The organism is Brooklawnia sp. (genome assembly GCF_049651565.1).
In the GTDB taxonomy this organism is placed as follows: domain Bacteria; phylum Actinomycetota; class Actinomycetes; order Propionibacteriales; family Propionibacteriaceae; genus Brooklawnia.
The window spans coordinates 1-17,141 of record NZ_JBASCI010000115.1; the positions used below are offsets into that span (position 1 = coordinate 1).

General features: G+C 68.5%; 14 protein-coding genes. 11 read left to right on the forward strand and 3 right to left on the reverse strand.

Going from position 1 to position 17,141, the window contains the following annotated elements:
* The 9 genes from WBL05_RS05400 to WBL05_RS05440 all read left to right on the forward strand — a co-directional run.
* A partial coding sequence (locus tag WBL05_RS05400) for a molybdopterin dinucleotide binding domain-containing protein (protein ID WP_424224279.1) occupies positions 1-799 on the forward strand: 799 nt, incomplete at its 5' end.
* Entirely contained in the window at positions 796-2,148 is a 1,353-nt protein-coding gene (gene nuoH, locus WBL05_RS05405) for an NADH-quinone oxidoreductase subunit NuoH (RefSeq protein ID WP_424224281.1), read from the forward strand. The genes WBL05_RS05400 and nuoH, both read left to right, overlap by 4 nt.
* On the forward strand, positions 2,148-2,717 hold the full coding sequence (gene nuoI / locus WBL05_RS05410) for an NADH-quinone oxidoreductase subunit NuoI (protein WP_424224283.1): 570 nt from the start codon (positions 2,148-2,150) through the stop codon (positions 2,715-2,717). Before nuoH ends, nuoI begins: the two co-directional genes overlap by 1 nt.
* A complete protein-coding gene (locus WBL05_RS05415; protein ID WP_424224284.1) occupies positions 2,714-3,610 on the forward strand; it encodes an NADH-quinone oxidoreductase subunit J in 897 nt (298 codons plus the stop codon). Before nuoI ends, WBL05_RS05415 begins: the two co-directional genes overlap by 4 nt.
* Positions 3,607-3,906, forward strand: coding sequence for an NADH-quinone oxidoreductase subunit NuoK (gene nuoK / locus WBL05_RS05420; RefSeq protein WP_424224285.1), 300 nt, complete (start codon positions 3,607-3,609; stop codon positions 3,904-3,906). Before WBL05_RS05415 ends, nuoK begins: the two co-directional genes overlap by 4 nt.
* 31 nt (positions 3,907-3,937) lie before the next feature.
* Positions 3,938-5,824, forward strand: a complete 1,887-nt coding sequence (gene nuoL / locus WBL05_RS05425) for an NADH-quinone oxidoreductase subunit L (protein WP_424224297.1) — start codon at positions 3,938-3,940, stop codon at positions 5,822-5,824.
* 16 nt (positions 5,825-5,840) lie between these two features.
* Positions 5,841-7,367 carry an NADH-quinone oxidoreductase subunit M gene (locus WBL05_RS05430; RefSeq protein ID WP_424224286.1) on the forward strand — a complete coding sequence of 509 codons (1,527 nt, stop codon included), beginning with the start codon at positions 5,841-5,843 and terminating at the stop codon, positions 7,365-7,367.
* Positions 7,367-8,917 (forward strand): NADH-quinone oxidoreductase subunit NuoN, encoded by a 1,551-nt coding sequence (gene nuoN / locus WBL05_RS05435; RefSeq protein WP_424224287.1) that lies wholly within the window; start codon positions 7,367-7,369, stop codon positions 8,915-8,917. The genes WBL05_RS05430 and nuoN overlap by 1 nt, the downstream gene beginning before the upstream one ends.
* 37 nt (positions 8,918-8,954) lie before the next feature.
* Positions 8,955-9,920 carry a polyprenyl synthetase family protein gene (locus WBL05_RS05440; protein WP_424224299.1) on the forward strand — a complete coding sequence of 322 codons (966 nt, stop codon included), beginning with the start codon at positions 8,955-8,957 and terminating at the stop codon, positions 9,918-9,920.
* Positions 9,921-9,932: 12 nt separating this feature from the next.
* On the opposite strand, the gene WBL05_RS05445 is transcribed toward WBL05_RS05440, so the two are convergent.
* From WBL05_RS05445 to WBL05_RS05455, 3 genes are read right to left on the reverse strand one after another with little or no spacing between them, the layout of a single operon-like run.
* A complete protein-coding gene (locus tag WBL05_RS05445; protein ID WP_424224288.1) occupies positions 9,933-11,897 on the reverse strand; it encodes a M13 family metallopeptidase in 1,965 nt (654 codons plus the stop codon).
* Between the two features lie 40 nt (positions 11,898-11,937).
* Positions 11,938-13,002, reverse strand: coding sequence for a 2-oxoacid:ferredoxin oxidoreductase subunit beta (locus WBL05_RS05450; RefSeq protein ID WP_424224290.1), 1,065 nt, complete (start codon positions 13,000-13,002; stop codon positions 11,938-11,940).
* Entirely contained in the window at positions 12,992-14,839 is a 1,848-nt protein-coding gene (locus WBL05_RS05455) for a 2-oxoacid:acceptor oxidoreductase subunit alpha (protein WP_424224292.1), read from the reverse strand. The genes WBL05_RS05450 and WBL05_RS05455 overlap by 11 nt, the downstream gene beginning before the upstream one ends.
* Positions 14,840-14,948: 109 nt before the next feature.
* Between WBL05_RS05455 and mptB the strand changes: the two genes are divergently transcribed.
* Both mptB and WBL05_RS05465 read left to right on the forward strand, forming a co-directional pair.
* Positions 14,949-16,499 carry a polyprenol phosphomannose-dependent alpha 1,6 mannosyltransferase MptB gene (mptB, locus tag WBL05_RS05460; protein WP_424224294.1) on the forward strand — a complete coding sequence of 517 codons (1,551 nt, stop codon included), beginning with the start codon at positions 14,949-14,951 and terminating at the stop codon, positions 16,497-16,499.
* The coding region (locus WBL05_RS05465) for an enoyl-CoA hydratase/isomerase family protein (RefSeq protein ID WP_424224296.1) at positions 16,496-17,141 on the forward strand (646 nt) is incomplete at its 3' end. The genes mptB and WBL05_RS05465, both read left to right, overlap by 4 nt.

The window sequence follows — 17,141 nt, forward strand, 5'->3', positions numbered from 1 at the left end:
TCTGCCCGAGGCCGAGGGGCTGGACGCCCGCGCCATGGTGCGGGCCGCCGACCGCGGCAAGCTGAAGGCGATCGTCTCGGCCGGGGTGGACATCAACGACATGGCCGACCCGACCGAGGCCCGCCACGGCGTGAAGGGCAGCGACGTCTTCGTGGTCTGCCTGGAACAAAGGCACAGCTCGGGCACCCGGCTGGCCGACGTGGTCTTCCCGGTCGCCCTGCTGGAAGATCAGCCAGGCACCTTCATCAACTGGGAGCACCGGGAGCGCCCGGTGCTGGCGGTCAACACCCGCGCCCGGCACGTGATGACCGACGTGAGGGTGCTGGCGGCGCTGGCCGACGCGATGGGTCACGACCTGGGCATGCGCAGCCCCGGCCAGGCCAAGTTCGCGCTTGAGGAGATCCGGGACTGGGAGGGCGCCCGCGCCCGGTACGCCGGCACCACCAGCCGTCCCGCTGGCCGCGGCACACCCGACGGCCTGCTGCTGGCCAGCTGGCGCACCGCGCTGGACGACACCCGCTGCCTGGACGGCGCCGAGACTCTGAAGCAGACCGCGCCGCTGCCAGTCGCCAGGATCTCCCCGGCCACCGCCGCCGAGTTCGGCGTCTCGTCCGGCGACCTGGTGACCATCGCCAGCGATGAGGCCGAGGTCGTCTTCCCGGCCGAGATCACCCCGGGCATGGTCGACGGCGTGGTGTGGGCCCCGATGAACTCCGGCGTCCCGTTGCTGGGGACGCTGCAGGTGCGCCCGGGTGACCGGGTGCGGTTGATAGGAACCGCTGCAGGAGGTGCGGCATGAGCCCGGTATTCGGAAATGATCCGTGGTGGATCGTCCTGATCAAGGTGGTGGGCGTCTTCGTCCTGCTGCTGACCTGGACCATCTTCAACGTCTGGTTCGAGCGCCGCGTGCTCGGCAAGATGCAGAACCGCAAGGGCCCGATCATGAACGGCCCGTTCGGTCTGGGCCAGGCGATGGGCGACGGCGTGAAGCTGTTGCTCAAGGAGGACTTCCGTCCTGCCCGCACCGACGCGCTGGTGTTCAACCTTGCGCCGATGCTGACCGCGGTGGCGGCCTTCTCGTCGTGGGCGGTGATCCCGTTCGGCGGCGAGGTCAGGATGTTCGGGGTCGAGACCCGCCTGCAGGTCACCGACCTGCCGGTGGCGGCCCTGCTGGTGCTCGCCATCGCAGGCGTCGGCTTCTACGGCTTCGTGCTGGCCGGCTGGGCGTCCAGCGGCACCTACTCGCTGCTCGGCTCAATGCGGGCCACCGCCCAGGTGATCAGCTACGAGGTGGCGATGGGCCTGTCGCTGGTGGCGGTGTTCATGGTGGCCGGCTCCATGTCGACCAGCCAGATCGTCGAGGCCCAGCACGAACCGCTGGTGCTGTTCGGGGCGACGATCCCGCTGCCGGGCTGGTACGTCCTGCCGCTGCTGCCCAGCTTCATCATCTACTTCATCTCGATGTTCGGTGAGACCAACCGGCAGCCCTTCGACATGCCCGAGTGCGAGTCCGAACTGGTGTCCGGGCACATCACCGACTACTCCGGCTTCCGGTACGCATTGTTCTTCCTGGCCGAGTACATCAACATGGCCACCGTCTCGGCGGTGGCGACCACCCTGTTCCTGGGCGGCTACGGCGCCCCGTGGCCGCTGAACGGAACGGTTGTCGACCAGGGCTGGTGGGGCCTGCTGTGGTTCCTGCTCAAGGTGCAGTTCCTGTTGTTCGTCTTCTCCTGGGTGCGCGGCTCGGTGCCGCGGGTCCGCTACGACCAGCTGATGGACCTCGGCTGGAAGGTGCTCATCCCGGTCAACCTGCTGTGGATCGTGATGCTCGCGCTCGGTCGCGGCTCCGCCCTGCACGACTGGTGGAGCTCACCGTTCTTCATCGGCACGGCTGCCGTGCTGATCCTGATCGTGCTGGGTGCGATCTGGTTCAGTGGCCGCCGCGAACCGGAGGAGGACGAGGTCGACTTCCTGGACGAACGCGGCGAGTTCGATGCCTTCGCCGGTGGCTACCCCGTGCCACCGATGCCGGGTCGGACGCTCACCTCCACGGTGTTCAGGTCAACCGCCGATGATGAGCCAGAACCGGTCGGCGCGTCGTCTGCCAGACGCGCGTCCTCAACTGCGAACGGAGCTGATGCCTGATGGGCGCCTGGTCAGGATTCGGCATCACCTTCCGGACGATGTTCCGGAAGACCTTCACCCAGGGTTACCCGCAGAAGGGGCACGAGAAGATCACCGCCCCGCGCTACCACGGACGCCACCAGCTCAACCGCTGGCCTGACGGCCTGGAGAAGTGCGTGGGCTGCGAGTTGTGCGCATGGGCCTGCCCGGCCGACGCGATCTACGTGGAGGGTGCGTCCAACACCGACGAGGAGCGCTACTCACCCGGTGAGCGCTACGGGCGGGTGTACCAGATCAACTACCTGCGCTGCATCCTGTGCGGCTACTGCATCGAGGCCTGCCCGACGCGCGCGCTGACGATGACCAACGACTTCAAGTTCTCCCGGCGCACCCGGGAGTCGATGATCTTCGAGAAGCACGAACTGCTGGCGCCGCTGCTGCCGGGCATGGAGGAGCCACCGCACCCCCGTCGGCTCGGTAACGAGGAGAAGGACTACTTCCTCGGACTGCCGGCCACCGGCCAGCTCGACACCCGCACCGGCCCGGCCAGTACCGGGTCCACAGCGGCCAGCAAGGAGGCCAAGAAGTGATTCCGCTGATCACCGCCCAGGCAGTCGCCTTCTGGGTGTTCGCCCCGTTGGCGGTCGCCGGGGGACTGGGCATGGTGCTGTCCCGCAAACCGGTGCACTCGGCGATCAGCCTGGCCGGGATGATGGTCGCGCTGGGCTGCCTCTACGCCTCGCTGGATGCGCCGTTCCTGTTCGTGGCGCAGATCATCGTCTACACCGGCGCGGTGATGATGCTGTTCATCTTCACCATGATGATCGTGGGTGTCGACACCGTTGACTCCCTGGTTGAGACGATCCGGGGCCAGCGAGTGGCCTCGACGATCTTCGCAGCCGCCCTTGCGCTGCTGCTCATCATCGCGATCGGGCAGGGTGTGGTCGCCTCCGCCGACGGCCTGGCGGCCGCCAACGCGCAGCACGGCGGCAACGTGCAGGGCGTGGCCCAGATCGTCTTCGGGCCGTTCGTGTTCGCCTTCGAACTTACTGCCGCGCTGCTGCTGGTCGCCGCCCTGGCCGCGATCATCCTGGCCCACGGCGAGCGGCTCAAGCGGCCCGAGACCCAGCGCGAACGGTCCCGCCGCAAGACCCGCGAGTACGCAGAACTCGGCGTCGACCCCGGCCCGCTGCCCAACCCGGGGGTGTACGCGAGGCACAACTCCACCGACTACCCGGCGCTGCTGCCGGACGGCACGGTCGCCGAGAACTCGATCTCACCCACCCTCAGGGTCCGCGGTGTCGCGATCATCGAGAACGACGGACTGCGCGCCGCCCACCGCGCCGCCATCACCAAGTTCGTCGAGGCCACCGACGAACTGGAGGGCACCAGCCTGGCCGCCGAGGTCGCCGAGCAGCTCGACGACTCGGGCATGGCCGAGCTGACTACCGGTGACGCAGCCACCCAGGAGCAGGAGCGATGAACCCGGAAGCCTATCTGATCCTGTCTGTCATCCTGTTCTCGACCGGGGTGCTGGGCTTCCTGATCCGCCGCAACGCGATCATCGCGTTCATGTCGGTGGAACTGATGCTCAACTCCGCCAACCTGGCGCTGGTGTCGTTCAGCTACGCCAACGGCAACCTGCTCGGCCAGGTGGGGGCGTTCTTCGTGATGGTGGTGGCCGCTGCCGAAGTGGTCATCGGTCTGGCCATCATCATGATCATCTTCCGAACCAGGCGCTCGGCCTCGGTCGACGACCAGAACCAGCTGAAGTACTGAGGGGGCACTGGTGAATCCGTTGCAGATCATCATCCCGGTCGAGGCGACCGGGTTGTTCGAGTACGCCTGGCTGATGATCGCGATCCCGTTGGTGGTGGCCGCGGTCCTGCTGCTCGGCGGCCGGGTGACCAACTCCTGGGGACACTGGCTGGGCGTCCTGGGCGCGGTCGGCTCCTTCGCGGTCGCGCTCGCCCTGTTCATCCAGATGCTGGGCGCCGAGGTGTCCGACCGGGCCGTGCAGGTGCCGCTGTTCGACTGGATCCAGGTCGGCACGATGGACCTGTCGGCGGCGCTGCTGGTCGACCAGCTGTCGATCCTGTTCGCGCTGCTGGTCACCGGTGTCGGCTCGCTGATCTTCGTCTACTCGGTCGGCTACATGGCCACCGACCCCAACCGGCGCAGGTTCTTCGCGTTCATGAACATCTTCATCGCCGCGATGCTGACCCTGGTGCTGGCCGACAACTACGCAGTGCTGTTCATCGGCTGGGAGGGCGTCGGTCTGGCGTCCTACCTGCTGATCGGGTACTGGCAGCAACGGCGCAGCGCAGCCCTTGCTGCCAAGAAGGCGTTCGTCGTCAACCGGATCGGCGACCTCGGCTTGCTGGTGGCCATGTTCATCATGGTGGCGATGATGGGCTCGCTGAACTTCACCGAGGTCAACCAGGCGGCGGGCGGCGTCGGTGCCGGCTGGGTCACCGCCATCGGTTTCCTGCTCCTGTTGGCCGCCTGCGGCAAGTCGGCCCAGGTGCCGCTGCAGTCCTGGTTGCTGGACGCGATGGAAGGCCCCACCCCGGTTTCGGCCCTGATCCACGCCGCAACCATGGTCACCGCCGGTGTCTACCTGGTGGTTCGCAGCCACATCCTGTTCGAGCTGACCCCGTCCGCCTCGCTGGCGGTGTGCGTGGTTGGTGTGGTCACGTTGCTGGCCGGCGCCTGGATCGGCTCCACCAAGGACGACATCAAGAAGGTGCTCGCCGGTTCAACGATGAGCCAGATCGGATACATGATGCTGGCCGCCGGGATCGGCCCGGCCGGTGGCGCGTTCGCCATCTTCCACCTGTTCACCCATGGCTTCTTCAAGGCCAACATGTTCCTGGGCGCCGGCTCGGTCATGCACGGCATGAACGACGACGTCAACATGCGGCACTTCGGCGGTCTGCGCAACGTGATGCCGTGGACGTTCATCACCTTCGGCATCGGCTACCTGGCCATCATCGGCATCCCGCCGCTGTCCGGCTTCTACTCCAAGGACCACATCATCGTGGCCGCCTGGGAGCGCGGGGTGGCGTTCGGTGTGCTGGCGCTGCTCGGTGCCGGCATCACCGCGTTCTACATGACTCGGCTGATGATGATGACCTTCTTCGGCCAGAAGCGTTGGGCCCCCGACGTGCACCCGCACGAGTCACCGGCCATCATGGTGGTCCCACTGGTCATCCTGGCCCTCGGCTCGGCCGCGCTGGGCATGCTGCTGAACAACTCGATCCAGACCTGGCTGGCCCCACCCACCGGTCACGAGCCGCACGCCTACCGGCTGTGGGAGATCCCGTGGCAGGGCTGGGTCACCCTGGTGCTGGTGCTGGTCGGGGTGGGCATCGCCTACCTGATGTACCGCGGCGAGATCAGCTACGAGCAGCCCCGCACCAAGAACCCGATCGTGTACATCGGACGCAACGACCTGCTGGCCGACCAGTTCAATGACGCGGTCTTCGTCCGCGGCGGCGGCAAGCTGGTCGACGGGTTCCAGGCGATCGACGACCTGCTGATCGACGGCGGTGTCCGCAGCACCACCACGCTGGCCACCAGTGTGGGTGGCGCGTTCAGCCGGCTGCAGAACGGCTACGAACGCAGTTACGGGCTGTGGATGGTGGTCGGTGCCATCCTGCTCAGCGCCGTGTTGATCCTCGGCCGGTTGGGCTGAGGGGAGGAGCACAAAGATGGACAACGTCCCCATGCTCACCATCCTCGGCCTGCTGCCGTTGATCGGGGCCCTGCTCGCCTTCGTGGTGCGCGGCCGCGCCGGCCGCGCGCTCGCCATGGCCGTGGCGCTGCTCACCCTGGCGCTCGGCCTGACCGTCTTCTTCGGCACCCCCGGCTGGGACGTCAGCGAGACCGTCTCCTGGATTCCGCAGATCGGCGCCTGGTACGCGCTGTCGGTGGACGGGATGGGCAAGGCGATGGTGCTGCTCACCGTCATCCTGGTGCCGATCGTGCTGCTGGCCGAGTGGCGCATCGACGAGGTGCGGATCTTCAGCCACGAGCTGCCGCGCTGGTCGAGCAACGTCTTCGGCGCGTTCGTGCTGATGCTCGAAGGCTTCGCGCTGTTCGTCTTCATGTCGGCCGACGTGCTGCTGTTCTACCTGTTCTTCGAGGCCACCCTGATCCCGATGTTCTTCCTGATTCAGGGCTGGGGCGGGCCGCGGCGCGGCCGGGCGGCACTGAAGTTCCTGTTGTACTCACTGGCCGGCGGCCTGATCATGCTGTTCGCGGTGGTCGGTGTCTACGCAGCCACCTCCCGGGCCGGTCAGCCGAGCTTCCTGATCGCCGACGTCGCCAACACCCAGATCGGCGGCTCGCTGGAGCAGTACCTGTTCGTCGGCTTCTTCATCGCATTCGCGGTCAAGGCGCCGATGGTGCCGGTGCACTCCTGGCTACCGGACGCCGCAGAGCAGGCCACTCCAGGGGCGACCACGCTGCTGGTCGGTGTGCTCGACAAGATCGGCACCTTCGGCATGATCCGGCTCTGCCTGCAGATGTTCCCGAACGCCAGCGCCTGGGCCACCCCGCTTGTGATAGTGCTGGCGGCAGTGTCGGTCATCTACGGCGCCCTGATGGCCATCTCCAGCAGGAACCTGCTGCGGCTGGTGGCCTACACGTCGGTGAGCCACTTCGGGTTCATGGTGCTCGGCATCTTCGCGTTCACCAGCGCCTCGCTGACCGGGTCTATCTTCTACATGCTGGCCCACGGCTTCAGCTCGGCGGCCATGTTCCTGGTGGTCGGGTTCCTGCTGTACCGCCGCGGCTCGGCCGAGATCGCCGCCTTCGGCGGTGTCGAAAAGGTCGCCCCGGTGCTGGCCGGTGTCTTCCTGGTCTCCGGCCTGGCCACCCTTGGCCTGCCGGGCACCGCCAACTTCGTGGGTGAGTTCACGATCATGACCGGCGCCTGGCCGACCCAGCCGGTCGCGGTTGCGGTGGCCGTGGTCGGCACCGTGCTGGCCGCGGTCTACGTGCTGTGGGCCTACCAGCGGGTCTTCACCGGCCAAACCACCCCGCAGGTCGTCGAACACGTCACCACCGACGTCGACGTGCGCGAGCGGCTGGTGGTGGCCCCGCTGATCGCGCTCCTGCTGGTCTTCGGCTTCGTCCCGCAGCCGATGATCGATGTGGTGTCGTCCACCGCCGCAGCCACGATGACCCACGTCGGTATGAGCGATCCGCAGCCCGGGTCGATGGGAGGCAAGTGATGATCGACCAGTTTCTCCCCGCAGCACCCGTGATCGTGGTGCTGGTGGGCGCCACCATCGGGGTGATCCTGGAGGCGGCGGTGCCGCGGCTGTCCCGCAGCGCAGTCCAGTTCGCCTGGACCATGCTGGTGCTGCTCGCCGCACTCGGCTGGACCATCGTCAACTGGGCCGCCGGCACCGAGACCCTGGCCGCCATCGGGTCGCTCAGCCTGGACGGACCGACCTGGGTCGCATGGACACTGCTGCTGTTCTTCGGGGCCCTGTCGGCGCTGCTGTTCGGCGAGCGCCGGGTCGGCGGTGGCGAGTCACCGTTCGCCCCCAACGTATCGGCGGTGCCCAGCTCCCAGGCCGAGCGGGAGGCCATCGCTGCCCGCCAGGAACACAGCGAGGTCTACCCGCTGCTGCTGTTCTCGCTGGGCGGCATGATGGCGTTCGTCTCCGCCAACGACCTGATCACCATGTTCGTCGCCCTGGAGGTGCTGTCGTTCCCGCTCTACGTGCTGGCCGGAATGGCCAGGCGTCGGCGGCTGCTCAGCCAGGAGGCGTCGCTGAAGTACTTCCTGCTGGGTGCGCTCAGCTCGGCGATCTTCCTGTACGGCATCGCCATGCTGTACGGCTACGCGGGCTCGTTCCACTTCCGCGACATCGACATCGCCATCCAGGCCGGCGTTCAGTCGCAGTGGCTGCTGGTGGCCGGGCTGGCCCTGGTCACGGTGGGCCTGCTGTTCAAGATCGGCGCGGTGCCGTTCCACGGCTGGGTGCCCGACGTCTACGTCGGCTCGCCCACCGCCGTCACCGCGTTCATGGCGATCTGCACCAAGGCCGCCGCCGCGGTCGCCACGCTGCGGCTGCTCTACGTCGCGCTCGGCGCACTGCGCTGGGACTGGCAGTCGGCGATCGCGATCGTCGCGGTGGCCACCATGGTGATCGGTGCGCTGGTCGGCCTGATGCAGAACGACGTCAAGCGGATGCTGGCCTACTCGTCGGTCGCGCACGCCGGTTTCATCCTGGTCGGTGTGGCCGGTGCCGCCACGATCGAGAACGGCCTGGCCGAGGGACGCATCGGCTCGGTCTCGTCGGTGATGTTCTACCTGGCCGCCTACGGCCTGGCCACGGTCGCCGGGTTCGCCGTGCTGACGCTGATCCGTCGCTCGGGCGCCGAGGCCACCAGCTTCACCTCGTGGGCCGGGCTGGGACGCCGCAACCCACTGCTGGGCATCCTGATGACCATCTTCCTGCTCAGCATGGCCGGCATCCCGCTGACCGGCGGCTTCATCGGCAAGGTGCTGGTCTTCGTGGCCGCCTGGAACGGTGGTTACGCCTGGCTGGTCGTGGTCGCAGTCGTCGCCAGCCTGATCACCGCCGGCTTCTACTTCCGGCTGGTGTACGTGATGTTCGGTCAGGCCCCGAACGCCGACGTCGCAGTGGTCAGCCCGGGGCTGGGCACCCAGTTGGTGATCTGGATCGGCGCATTGGGTACGATCTTGCTCGGCGTGGTGCCCGGCCCGTTGATGGACCTGGCCATCAACGCCGCCAGCTTCCTGCGCTGAGCGCGGCCCCGACGATTGGAGTGCAGTGACGACGACGATGACGGACGAGCAGTTCGACGCCATCGTCGCCGACCAACTCGCCCAGATCGAGGACAGGTTGCTGGCCGCCACCTCGTCCGGTAACCCGTTCATCGCCGAGGCCGCCGGTCACGTGGTGGCGGCTGGCGGCAAGCGCTTCCGGCCTGCGCTGGTGCTCCTCGCGGCTCACTGCGGTGACCAGTTCGACTTCGACCGGCTGGTGAGCGCGGCGCTGGTGGTCGAACTCACCCACGTGGCCAGCCTGTACCACGATGACGTGATGGACGACGCCGAGATCCGGCGCGGTGCCCCGAGCGCCAACCTGCGCTACGGCAACACGATCGCGATCCTGGTGGGAGACTTCCTGTTCGCCCGGGCGTCCAGCCAGGTGGCCACCCTTGGGGTCGATTTCGTCGACCTGCAGGCCCGCACGTTCGCCGAGCTGGTCGAGGGTCAGATCGCTGAGACCATCGGCCCAGCCGAGGAGGCCGACCCGATCCAGCACCACTTCCAGGTGGTGGCCGGCAAGACGGCGTCCCTGATCCGCACCTCGGCGGTGTTCGGCGGCATGGTGGCCGGCCTGGGGCCGGCCGAACTGCGCGCCCTGGAGGCGTTCGGGTTCGAGATCGGGATGGTCTTCCAACTGTCCGACGACCTCATTGATGTGGTCTCCGACGCAACCGGCAAGACCCCCGGCACCGACCTGCGCGAGGGCGTGCCCACACTGCCAACCCTGCTGCTGCGCAGGTCGGACGAGCCGTCCGACCAGGAACTGGTGGAGCTCATCGACGCCGGACTGGCCGACGATGACGACCTGTCCCGGGCGCTGGAGGGCCTGCGGGCCAGCCGGGTGATCGAGCAGGCGCGCGCCGAGATCATCCGGCGGGCGGAGGTGGCGCGTAGCCACCTGACCCCGCTGCCCGACGGTCCGGCCAAGCGGGCGCTGGCGCAGATGTGCGACCTGGTGGTCACCCGCTCGTCCTGAACGTCGACCCCGCTACCAGATCCGCACCCGCTCCTCGGGCGCCAGCCACATCGCATCGCCGGGCTGGGTGCCGAACGCCTGGTGGAACTGGTCGATGTTGCGCGACGTCTGGTTGCAGCGGATCTCGTCGGGCGAGTGCGGGTCGGTGGCGACCCGCTCCCGCATCGCCTCGGGACGCATGATCGTCCGCCAGCACTGGGCCCACCCGAAGAAGAACCGTTGCTCGGCCGGGATCCCGTCCACCGGCTCGGGCTCGTCGTCGCCGACCGCGATCCGCCAGGCCTCGTAGGCGATCGCCAGCCCGCCCAGGTCGCCGATGTTCTCACCCAGGGTGAGTTCACCGTTCACCTGGACGTCGGGCGCCACCGCGGGCGACAAGCCGCCGTACTGGTCAACCAGGGACGCGGTGCGCCGCTCGAACGCGGCGCGGTCCTGGTCGGTCCACCAGTTGCGGATCCGGCCGTCACCGTCGCAGGTGGAGCCCTGGTCGTCGAAGCCGTGCCCGATCTCGTGACCGATCACCGCGCCGATTCCACCGTAGTTGACCGCGTCGTCGGCGTCGGCGCTGAAGAACGGCGGCTGCAGGATGGCGGCCGGGAAGACGATCTCGTTGCGCAGCGGGTGGTAGTAGGCGTTGACGGTCTGCGGGTACATCAACCACTCGTCCGGGTCGATCGGCCCGGAGAGCTGCTTGATCATGTAGTCGAACGCGAAGCTGTCGGCCCGCAGCACGTTGCCGACCAGGTCGTCGGCGACCACCTCCAGGGCGCTGAAGTCGCGCCACTTGTTGGGGTAGCCGATCTTGGCCTTGAACTTGCTCAGCTTGTCCAGCGCCTCGGCGCGGGTCGGCTCGGTCATCCAGTCCAGCTTGCTGATCGAACGCCGGTAGGCCTCCAGCAGGTTCGCGACCAGTTCGTCGGCCCGGGCCTTGGTCTGGGGTGGGAAGTGCTCAGCGACGTACAGCCGGCCGACCGCCTCACCCAGCACCGCCTCGACAAGGCTGACCCCACGCTTCCAGCGCTCCCGCAGCACCGGGATGCCGTTCAGCGTCCGGCCGTAGAAGTCGAAGTTCTGCTCAACAATCTCCGTCGACAGGTAGGGGGCCAGCGAGTCGACCAACTGCCAGCGGGCCCACGCCTTCCAGTCGTCCAGCCGCTCGGCCACCACCAGCGGCGCGACGTCACCGGGGAAGGTGCGCTGGCAGTTGATCACCTCGGCGACCGCGTGCTCGGGCAGTTCGGCGCCGGCCAGGAACTCGGCCCAGGGCAGGGTCGGGGTGGCGGCGGTGAAGTCGTGCCAGGTCTGTGGGAAGTACATCTGCACCATGTCGCGGGTGCGCACCTTGTCCCAGTGCGCGGCGGCGATGCCGGCCTCCAGTTCGTAGGCGCGCCGAGCCTGGTCGTCGGCGTCGGGCACCCCCGCCAGTCGCAGGACCTTCGCCATGTGCGCGCGGTAGGCGTCCCGGGTGGCGGCATGCTGGTCGAGCCGGTAGTACTCCTCGTCAGGCAGGCCGATGCCCGACTGGCCGACGAAGACCAGGTAGCGGGCCGGGTTGCCCGGGTCGGCGTCGTTGTCGACATCGAACAGCGATCCGATGCCGTGCCGGACCGACCAGCCCCAGAACCGCGCCAACGCCGCCACCGAGTCGATCTGGTCGACCTTCGCCAGCAACGGACGTAGCGGCTCGGCGCCCAGCGCCTCGACCGCGTCGGCGTCCATGAAGGACGCGTAGAGGTTGGCGATCCTCGCCTCGTCCCGGCCGGGGCCCAGCGTGCTGGCCCTGCTGCCGGTGCACCGCTCGACGATCTGGCGAACCAGCTTCTCGGAGTTCTCCCGGAGTTCGTGGAAGGCTCCCCAGCCGCTGCGGTCGTCCGGTATCTGGGCTGTTGCCAGCCAGGCGCCGTTGACGTGGTTGAACAGGTCGTGGGTGGGCGCAACCTCGTGGTCGAAGTAGTCCAGGGTCAGGGCTTGGTTCACCCGGCCAGCCTACCCACGCGCGTCGGCGCAGCCACGGGGCTCACAGCAGCACCCAGGAACCGTCACCCTCCAGCAGGGTCTGTATCGCCCGGTTGCCCGGCCGCTGGTCGCCGGTCGCGGTCACCAGTTGCTGCCGGTCGAGGTCGTCGAAGGTCGGTCGGTCGACCTGCCGGAAGATCCCGATCGGGGAGCGCTTGATCTGCCCCGAGTCGGTCAGCCGGCTCAGCGCGAACGCCCGGGACGGGTTGTCCAGGTGGGCGTCGTGCACCAGCACCCGGTCCATGCCCACGTCATCGACCGGCAGCAACTGCAGTTGGCCACCCTCCTTCTCGACCACGCCGAGCTTGCCGCTGGGGGTGGTGATCGGCTGGCCGTGCTCCAACTGGATGACGCCGTCCTGGCCGGGGCCGAGCAGGTCGTCCCAGGCGCCGTCGCTGAAGACCGGGCAGTCCTGGCAGATCTCCACCAGGGCGGTGCCGCGATGGGCGAAGGCGGCCTGCAGCACACTGGTCAGGTGCTTGCGGTCGGAGTCGATGCTGCGCCCGACGAAGGTCGCCTCCGCGCCCAACGCGAGCGACGCCGCATTCAGCGGGATGTCGATCGACCCGACCGGGCTGGAGCGGGTCACCTTGCCCAGCTCACTGGTGGGGGAGTACTGGCCCTTGGTCAACCCGTAGATGCGGTTGTTGAACAGCAGCACGGTCAGGTTGACGTTGCGGCGCAGGGTGTGGACGAGATGGTTGGCGCCGATCGACAGCGCGTCGCCGTCGCCGGTGGCGATCATGATCGCCAGGTCGGGCCGGGTCATGGCCAGCCCGGTGGCGATGGTGAGCGCCCGGCCGTGAATGGAGTGCAGCCCGTAGCTGTTCACGTAGTAGGGGAACCGGGCCGCGCACCCGATACCGGAGATGACCACGGTGTTCTCCCGCGCGATGCCCAGTTGCGGCAGCAGCGACTGCACCGCGCTAAGGATCGCGTAATCACCGCAGCCGGGACACCAGCGCACCTCCTGGCCGCTGGCGAAGTCCTTGCGGTTCAGCGGCATCACCGACAGCGGGACACCCTTCAGTCCGTCGGGCACCCGGTGGGTCAGCTCATTGGTCACGTTCAGCCTCCTCGATCTCGAAGAGCAGGTGTTCGGTCAGTTCGGTCACCGACAGCGGCATGCCCCGCACCCGCGACCAGCAGCGCGCGTCCACCAGGTACTTGGCGCGCAGCAGCATGGTCAGTTGGCCGAGGTTCACCTCGGGGACGATCACCCGGTGGCCGCGGGTCAGCAGCTCGCCCAGGTTGGCCGGCAGCGGGTTCAGGTGGTGCAGGTGCAGCTGGGCGATCGGCAGCCCGAGCTGGCGGACCCGCCGAACGGCTGCGGTGATCGAGCCCCAACTGGAACCCCAGCCGACCACCACCACCCTGGCGGCGTCGCTGGGATCGTCCCAGACAGCGTCCGGCACCTTGATCCGGTCGATGTGCTCGGCGCGCAGCCGCACCATCAGGTCATGGTTGTCGGGGTCGTAGCTGATGTTGCCCGATCCGTCCTTCTTCTCCAGCCCGCCCAACCGGTGCTCCAGGCCCGGGGTGCCGGGGATCGCCCAAGGCCGGTCCAGGGTGCCCGGGTCACGCTGGTAGGGGGCGAACCCGTCCTCGCCGACGTTGGGCTCGGTGGCGAACCGAGGGTCGATCCCCGGCAGGTCGGCGATCTGCGGGATCAGCCACGGCTCCGAGCCGTTGGCCAGGTAGGCGTCGCTCAGCAGCACCACCGGTGTGCGGTGGCTGATCGCGATCCGGCTGGCCTCGATCGCCGCGTCGAAGCAGTCGGACGGTGACTTCGCGGCCACCACCGGCACCGGCGACTCGCCGTTGCGTCCGTACAGCGACTGCAGCAGGTCGCTCTGCTCCATCTTGGTCGGCATCCCGGTGGACGGCCCGGCCCGCTGCACATCGATGACAACCAGTGGCAGCTCGGTCATCACGGCAAGGTTGATCATCTCCTGCTTCAGCGCGAACCCAGGGCCGGACGTGCTGCACACCCCGAGCGCGCCGCCGAAGGATGCGCCCAGCGCAGCCCCCACCGCGGCGATCTCGTCCTCGGCCTGGAAGGTGTGCACCCCTAACGCCTTGCGCTTGGCCAGTTCGTGCAACAGGTCGGAGGCGGGAGTGATCGGGTAGGCGCCGAGGAACAGCGGCAGCCCCGACAGGTGGGAGGCGCTGATCAGGCCCAGCGCCAGCGCCTGGTTGCCGGAGACCTGGCGGTAGCGTCCCGGCGGCTGGGCGGCCGGCGCGACCTCGTAGCGCACCGCGAAGGTCTCGGTGTTCTCGCCGTAGTTCCAGCCGCCCTGCAGGGCGGCAAGGTTGGCGTCCCGCACCGTCGCGTCGCCGGCGAACCGCTCCTGCAGCCACTGCCTGGTGGGTGACAGGTCGCGGCTGTACAGCCAGCTGACCAGCCCGAGCGCCACCATGTTGCGGGTCCGGGCGATCGCCTTGCGGTTCAACCCGAAGTCGGCGACCGCGTCGGTGGTGATGCTGGTCAGGTCGAGGTCGACCAGTTGCCAACCCTCCAGCGAGCCGTCGGTGAGCGGGTTGCTGGCGTAGCCGGCGTGGTTGAGGTTACGGCGGGTGAACTCGGCGGTGTCGGTGATCAGGACGCCGCCCTTGCGCAGCGAGCGCAGGTGCACCTTGAGGGCGGCCGGGTTCATCGCCACCAGCACGTCCAGGTCGTCGCCGGGGGTGACGATGTCACGGTCGGCGAAGTGCACCTGGAAGCTGGACACCCCGGCGGTGCTGCCCTGCGGGGCGCGGATCTCGGCCGGGTAGTCGGGAAGAGTCACGATGTCGTTGCCCTGGCGAGCCGCGTCGGCGCCGAACCGACCGCCGGTGAGCTGCATTCCGTCGCCTGAGTCGCCCGCGAATCGTACGACCACGCGGCTGACCTGCTGGGACACCAACAACCTCCTAATGGTACAGCGCCGGCGCTCGCCCGGCGCGCCATCCAATGTAGTTCCCGAGCCCAACCCTCGGCCTGGTCGCTCGCGCCACAGCGTAGGCTGGGGCGTGTTTTCCCTGCTGGCGCCCAAGGTGGGCTGCGTCGTCGAGGCGTGGCGCGTCCGGAACGTGCGCCGCGGCTTCCTCGGTACCGTGCTGATCGCCCTGGGGTCATTGTCGCCGGCCTACCTGCCCCGCAACTCAACCTGGTGGCAGATGTTGTCGGACGCCCAGCTCAGCGGCTGGCCCACCCGGCTGGCCGGCACGGTGATCACGATGACCGGGCTGTTCCTGCTGCTGGACGCCTGGCTGCGGCTGCGTCCCCGGTCCGGCGCCGGCAAGGAAGCCGAGTACGCCTACCACAACGTGCGGCACTGGGCGATCCTGCTGATCTGGGGTGCGCCGTTCCTGATCGCGCCGCCCATCTTCAGCCATGACGCCTACAGCTATGCAGCCCAGGGCTGGTTGGTGCACAACGGCATCAACCCCTACCACGCCGGGCCGAGCGTCCTGCCCGGTGCGTTCGCCGACCAGGTGTCCTGGGTCTGGCGTGACACGCCCGCCCCTTACGGTCCGCTCAGCCTGCAGTTGCAGCACCTGATCGTCGACCTGAGCGGCTTCCGGCCCTACCTGTCGGCGGTGGCGATGCGGACGCTGTCGCTGATCGGGGTCGGGCTGATCGGTCTGCTGATTCCCCGGATCGCCCACCGCAACGGCGCCGACCCGGCGTTGGCGGCCTGGTTCGCCACCCTCAACCCGATCCTGGTGATCGACTTCATCGGCGGCGCGCACAACGACTCGCTGATGATGGGCCTGGTGGTGGCCGGGCTGTGGGTGACCGGCCTGCCCACCGGGCAGCGCATCGGGCTGGGACGCTGGCAGTTCGACCCGCACCGCTGGGGCAGTTCGTGGTGGCTGCTCGGCGCGGTGCTGATCGGGGTGGCCACCGCGATCAAGCAACCGGCGATCATGGCCGCCTACGCGCTGCCGTTGATGGTACGGCCCTGGTCCGACTGGAGCCTGCGCGAGGTCTCGATCGCGGCTGGCCGAGTGCTGGCCAGCTTCACCGTCGCGGTCGGCACCTTCAGTGTGGTCACGCTGGCAACCGGACTAGGGTTCGGCTGGATCAACGCGGTCAACGTGCCCGGCATGGTGATCACGATTGCCCCGTTCACCGTCATCGGCCAGGCGGTTCAGTTGGTGCTCAACCTGTTCAGCCTCGATCCGACCGGCTGGGCGGCGATCCGGGCTGTCCGCGGCCTCGGTGTGGTGCTGGCCGGAGCGGTGATCGCCTGGCTGGCGTTGACGATCGGCCGGACGCAGCCGCTGCGCTTCCTCGCCTACGCCTACCTGGTGGCCGCGCTGGCGTTGCCCGCGGTGCGCAGCTGGTACATCCTGTGGGGTGGCCTGCTGCTGCCGCTGACCGAGACCCCGAAACACATCTTCCGGATCGCTATCTGGACGACCGTGGTGCTGCTTTGCTACAACGGCATCAACATGGCCTGGCGCAACGACGCGATGGCGCTCGGTTTCGCAGCCGCGGTCGGCATCTGGTGGCTGGCCCGCACCCACGAATCACCGGTCCGCCCGGCGCGTCCGATAGTGAAGGAGTCTGGATGAGTGAGGTACTGAGCAGTGCCACCGATGGTGTCGGCACCCTGACGTTGAACCGGCCGTCCCGGATCAACGCGCTGAACCGGGCCATGATCGACCGGATCACCCGCCAGCTGCGCGCGTGGCAGGACGACGACACCGTCACCGAGGTGGTCTTCCGTGGTGCCGGTGAGCGTGGCTTCTGCGCCGGCGCCGACGTTCGGGCGATGCGGGACGATATCCTCGCCGGCCGCACCGAGGCGGCCCTGGAGTTCCTGATGGTCGAGTACGAGCTGAACCAACTGATCGCCGGGTACCCCAAGCCGGTGACCGCCCACCTGGTCGGCATCTCGATGGGTGGCGGGCTCGGCCTGGCAATGCACAACACCCGCCGGCTCGGCGAGCCGGGCACCCGCTGGGCCATGCCGGAGGTAGGGATCGGACTGTGGCCCGACGTCGGGATCTGCTTCGAGCTGTCCAGGACGCCCGGCCGGGTGGGCGAGCACCTGGCGATGACCGGCGACAGCATCGACGGTGCCTCTGCGCTGTGGGCCGGGCTGCTGCACCAGTGCCCGGGCGCCGACCCCGCTGAGTCCTGGCTGGCGACTGCGTCCGGCTGGATCGACGACTGCTACGCCGGCGGCGACGCGGCCGGGATCGTGCAGGCGC

Coding starts and splice junctions, on each gene's coding strand:
- WBL05_RS05430 (WP_424224286.1), top strand. CDS start 5,841: ATGGACAACGTCCCCATGCTCACCATCCTCGGCCTGCTGCCGTTGATC.
- nuoH (WP_424224281.1), top strand. CDS start 796: ATGAGCCCGGTATTCGGAAATGATCCGTGGTGGATCGTCCTGATCAAG.
- nuoK (WP_424224285.1), top strand. CDS start 3,607: ATGAACCCGGAAGCCTATCTGATCCTGTCTGTCATCCTGTTCTCGACC.
- nuoI (WP_424224283.1), top strand. CDS start 2,148: ATGGGCGCCTGGTCAGGATTCGGCATCACCTTCCGGACGATGTTCCGG.
- WBL05_RS05440 (WP_424224299.1), top strand. CDS start 8,955: ATGACGGACGAGCAGTTCGACGCCATCGTCGCCGACCAACTCGCCCAG.
- nuoN (WP_424224287.1), top strand. CDS start 7,367: ATGATCGACCAGTTTCTCCCCGCAGCACCCGTGATCGTGGTGCTGGTG.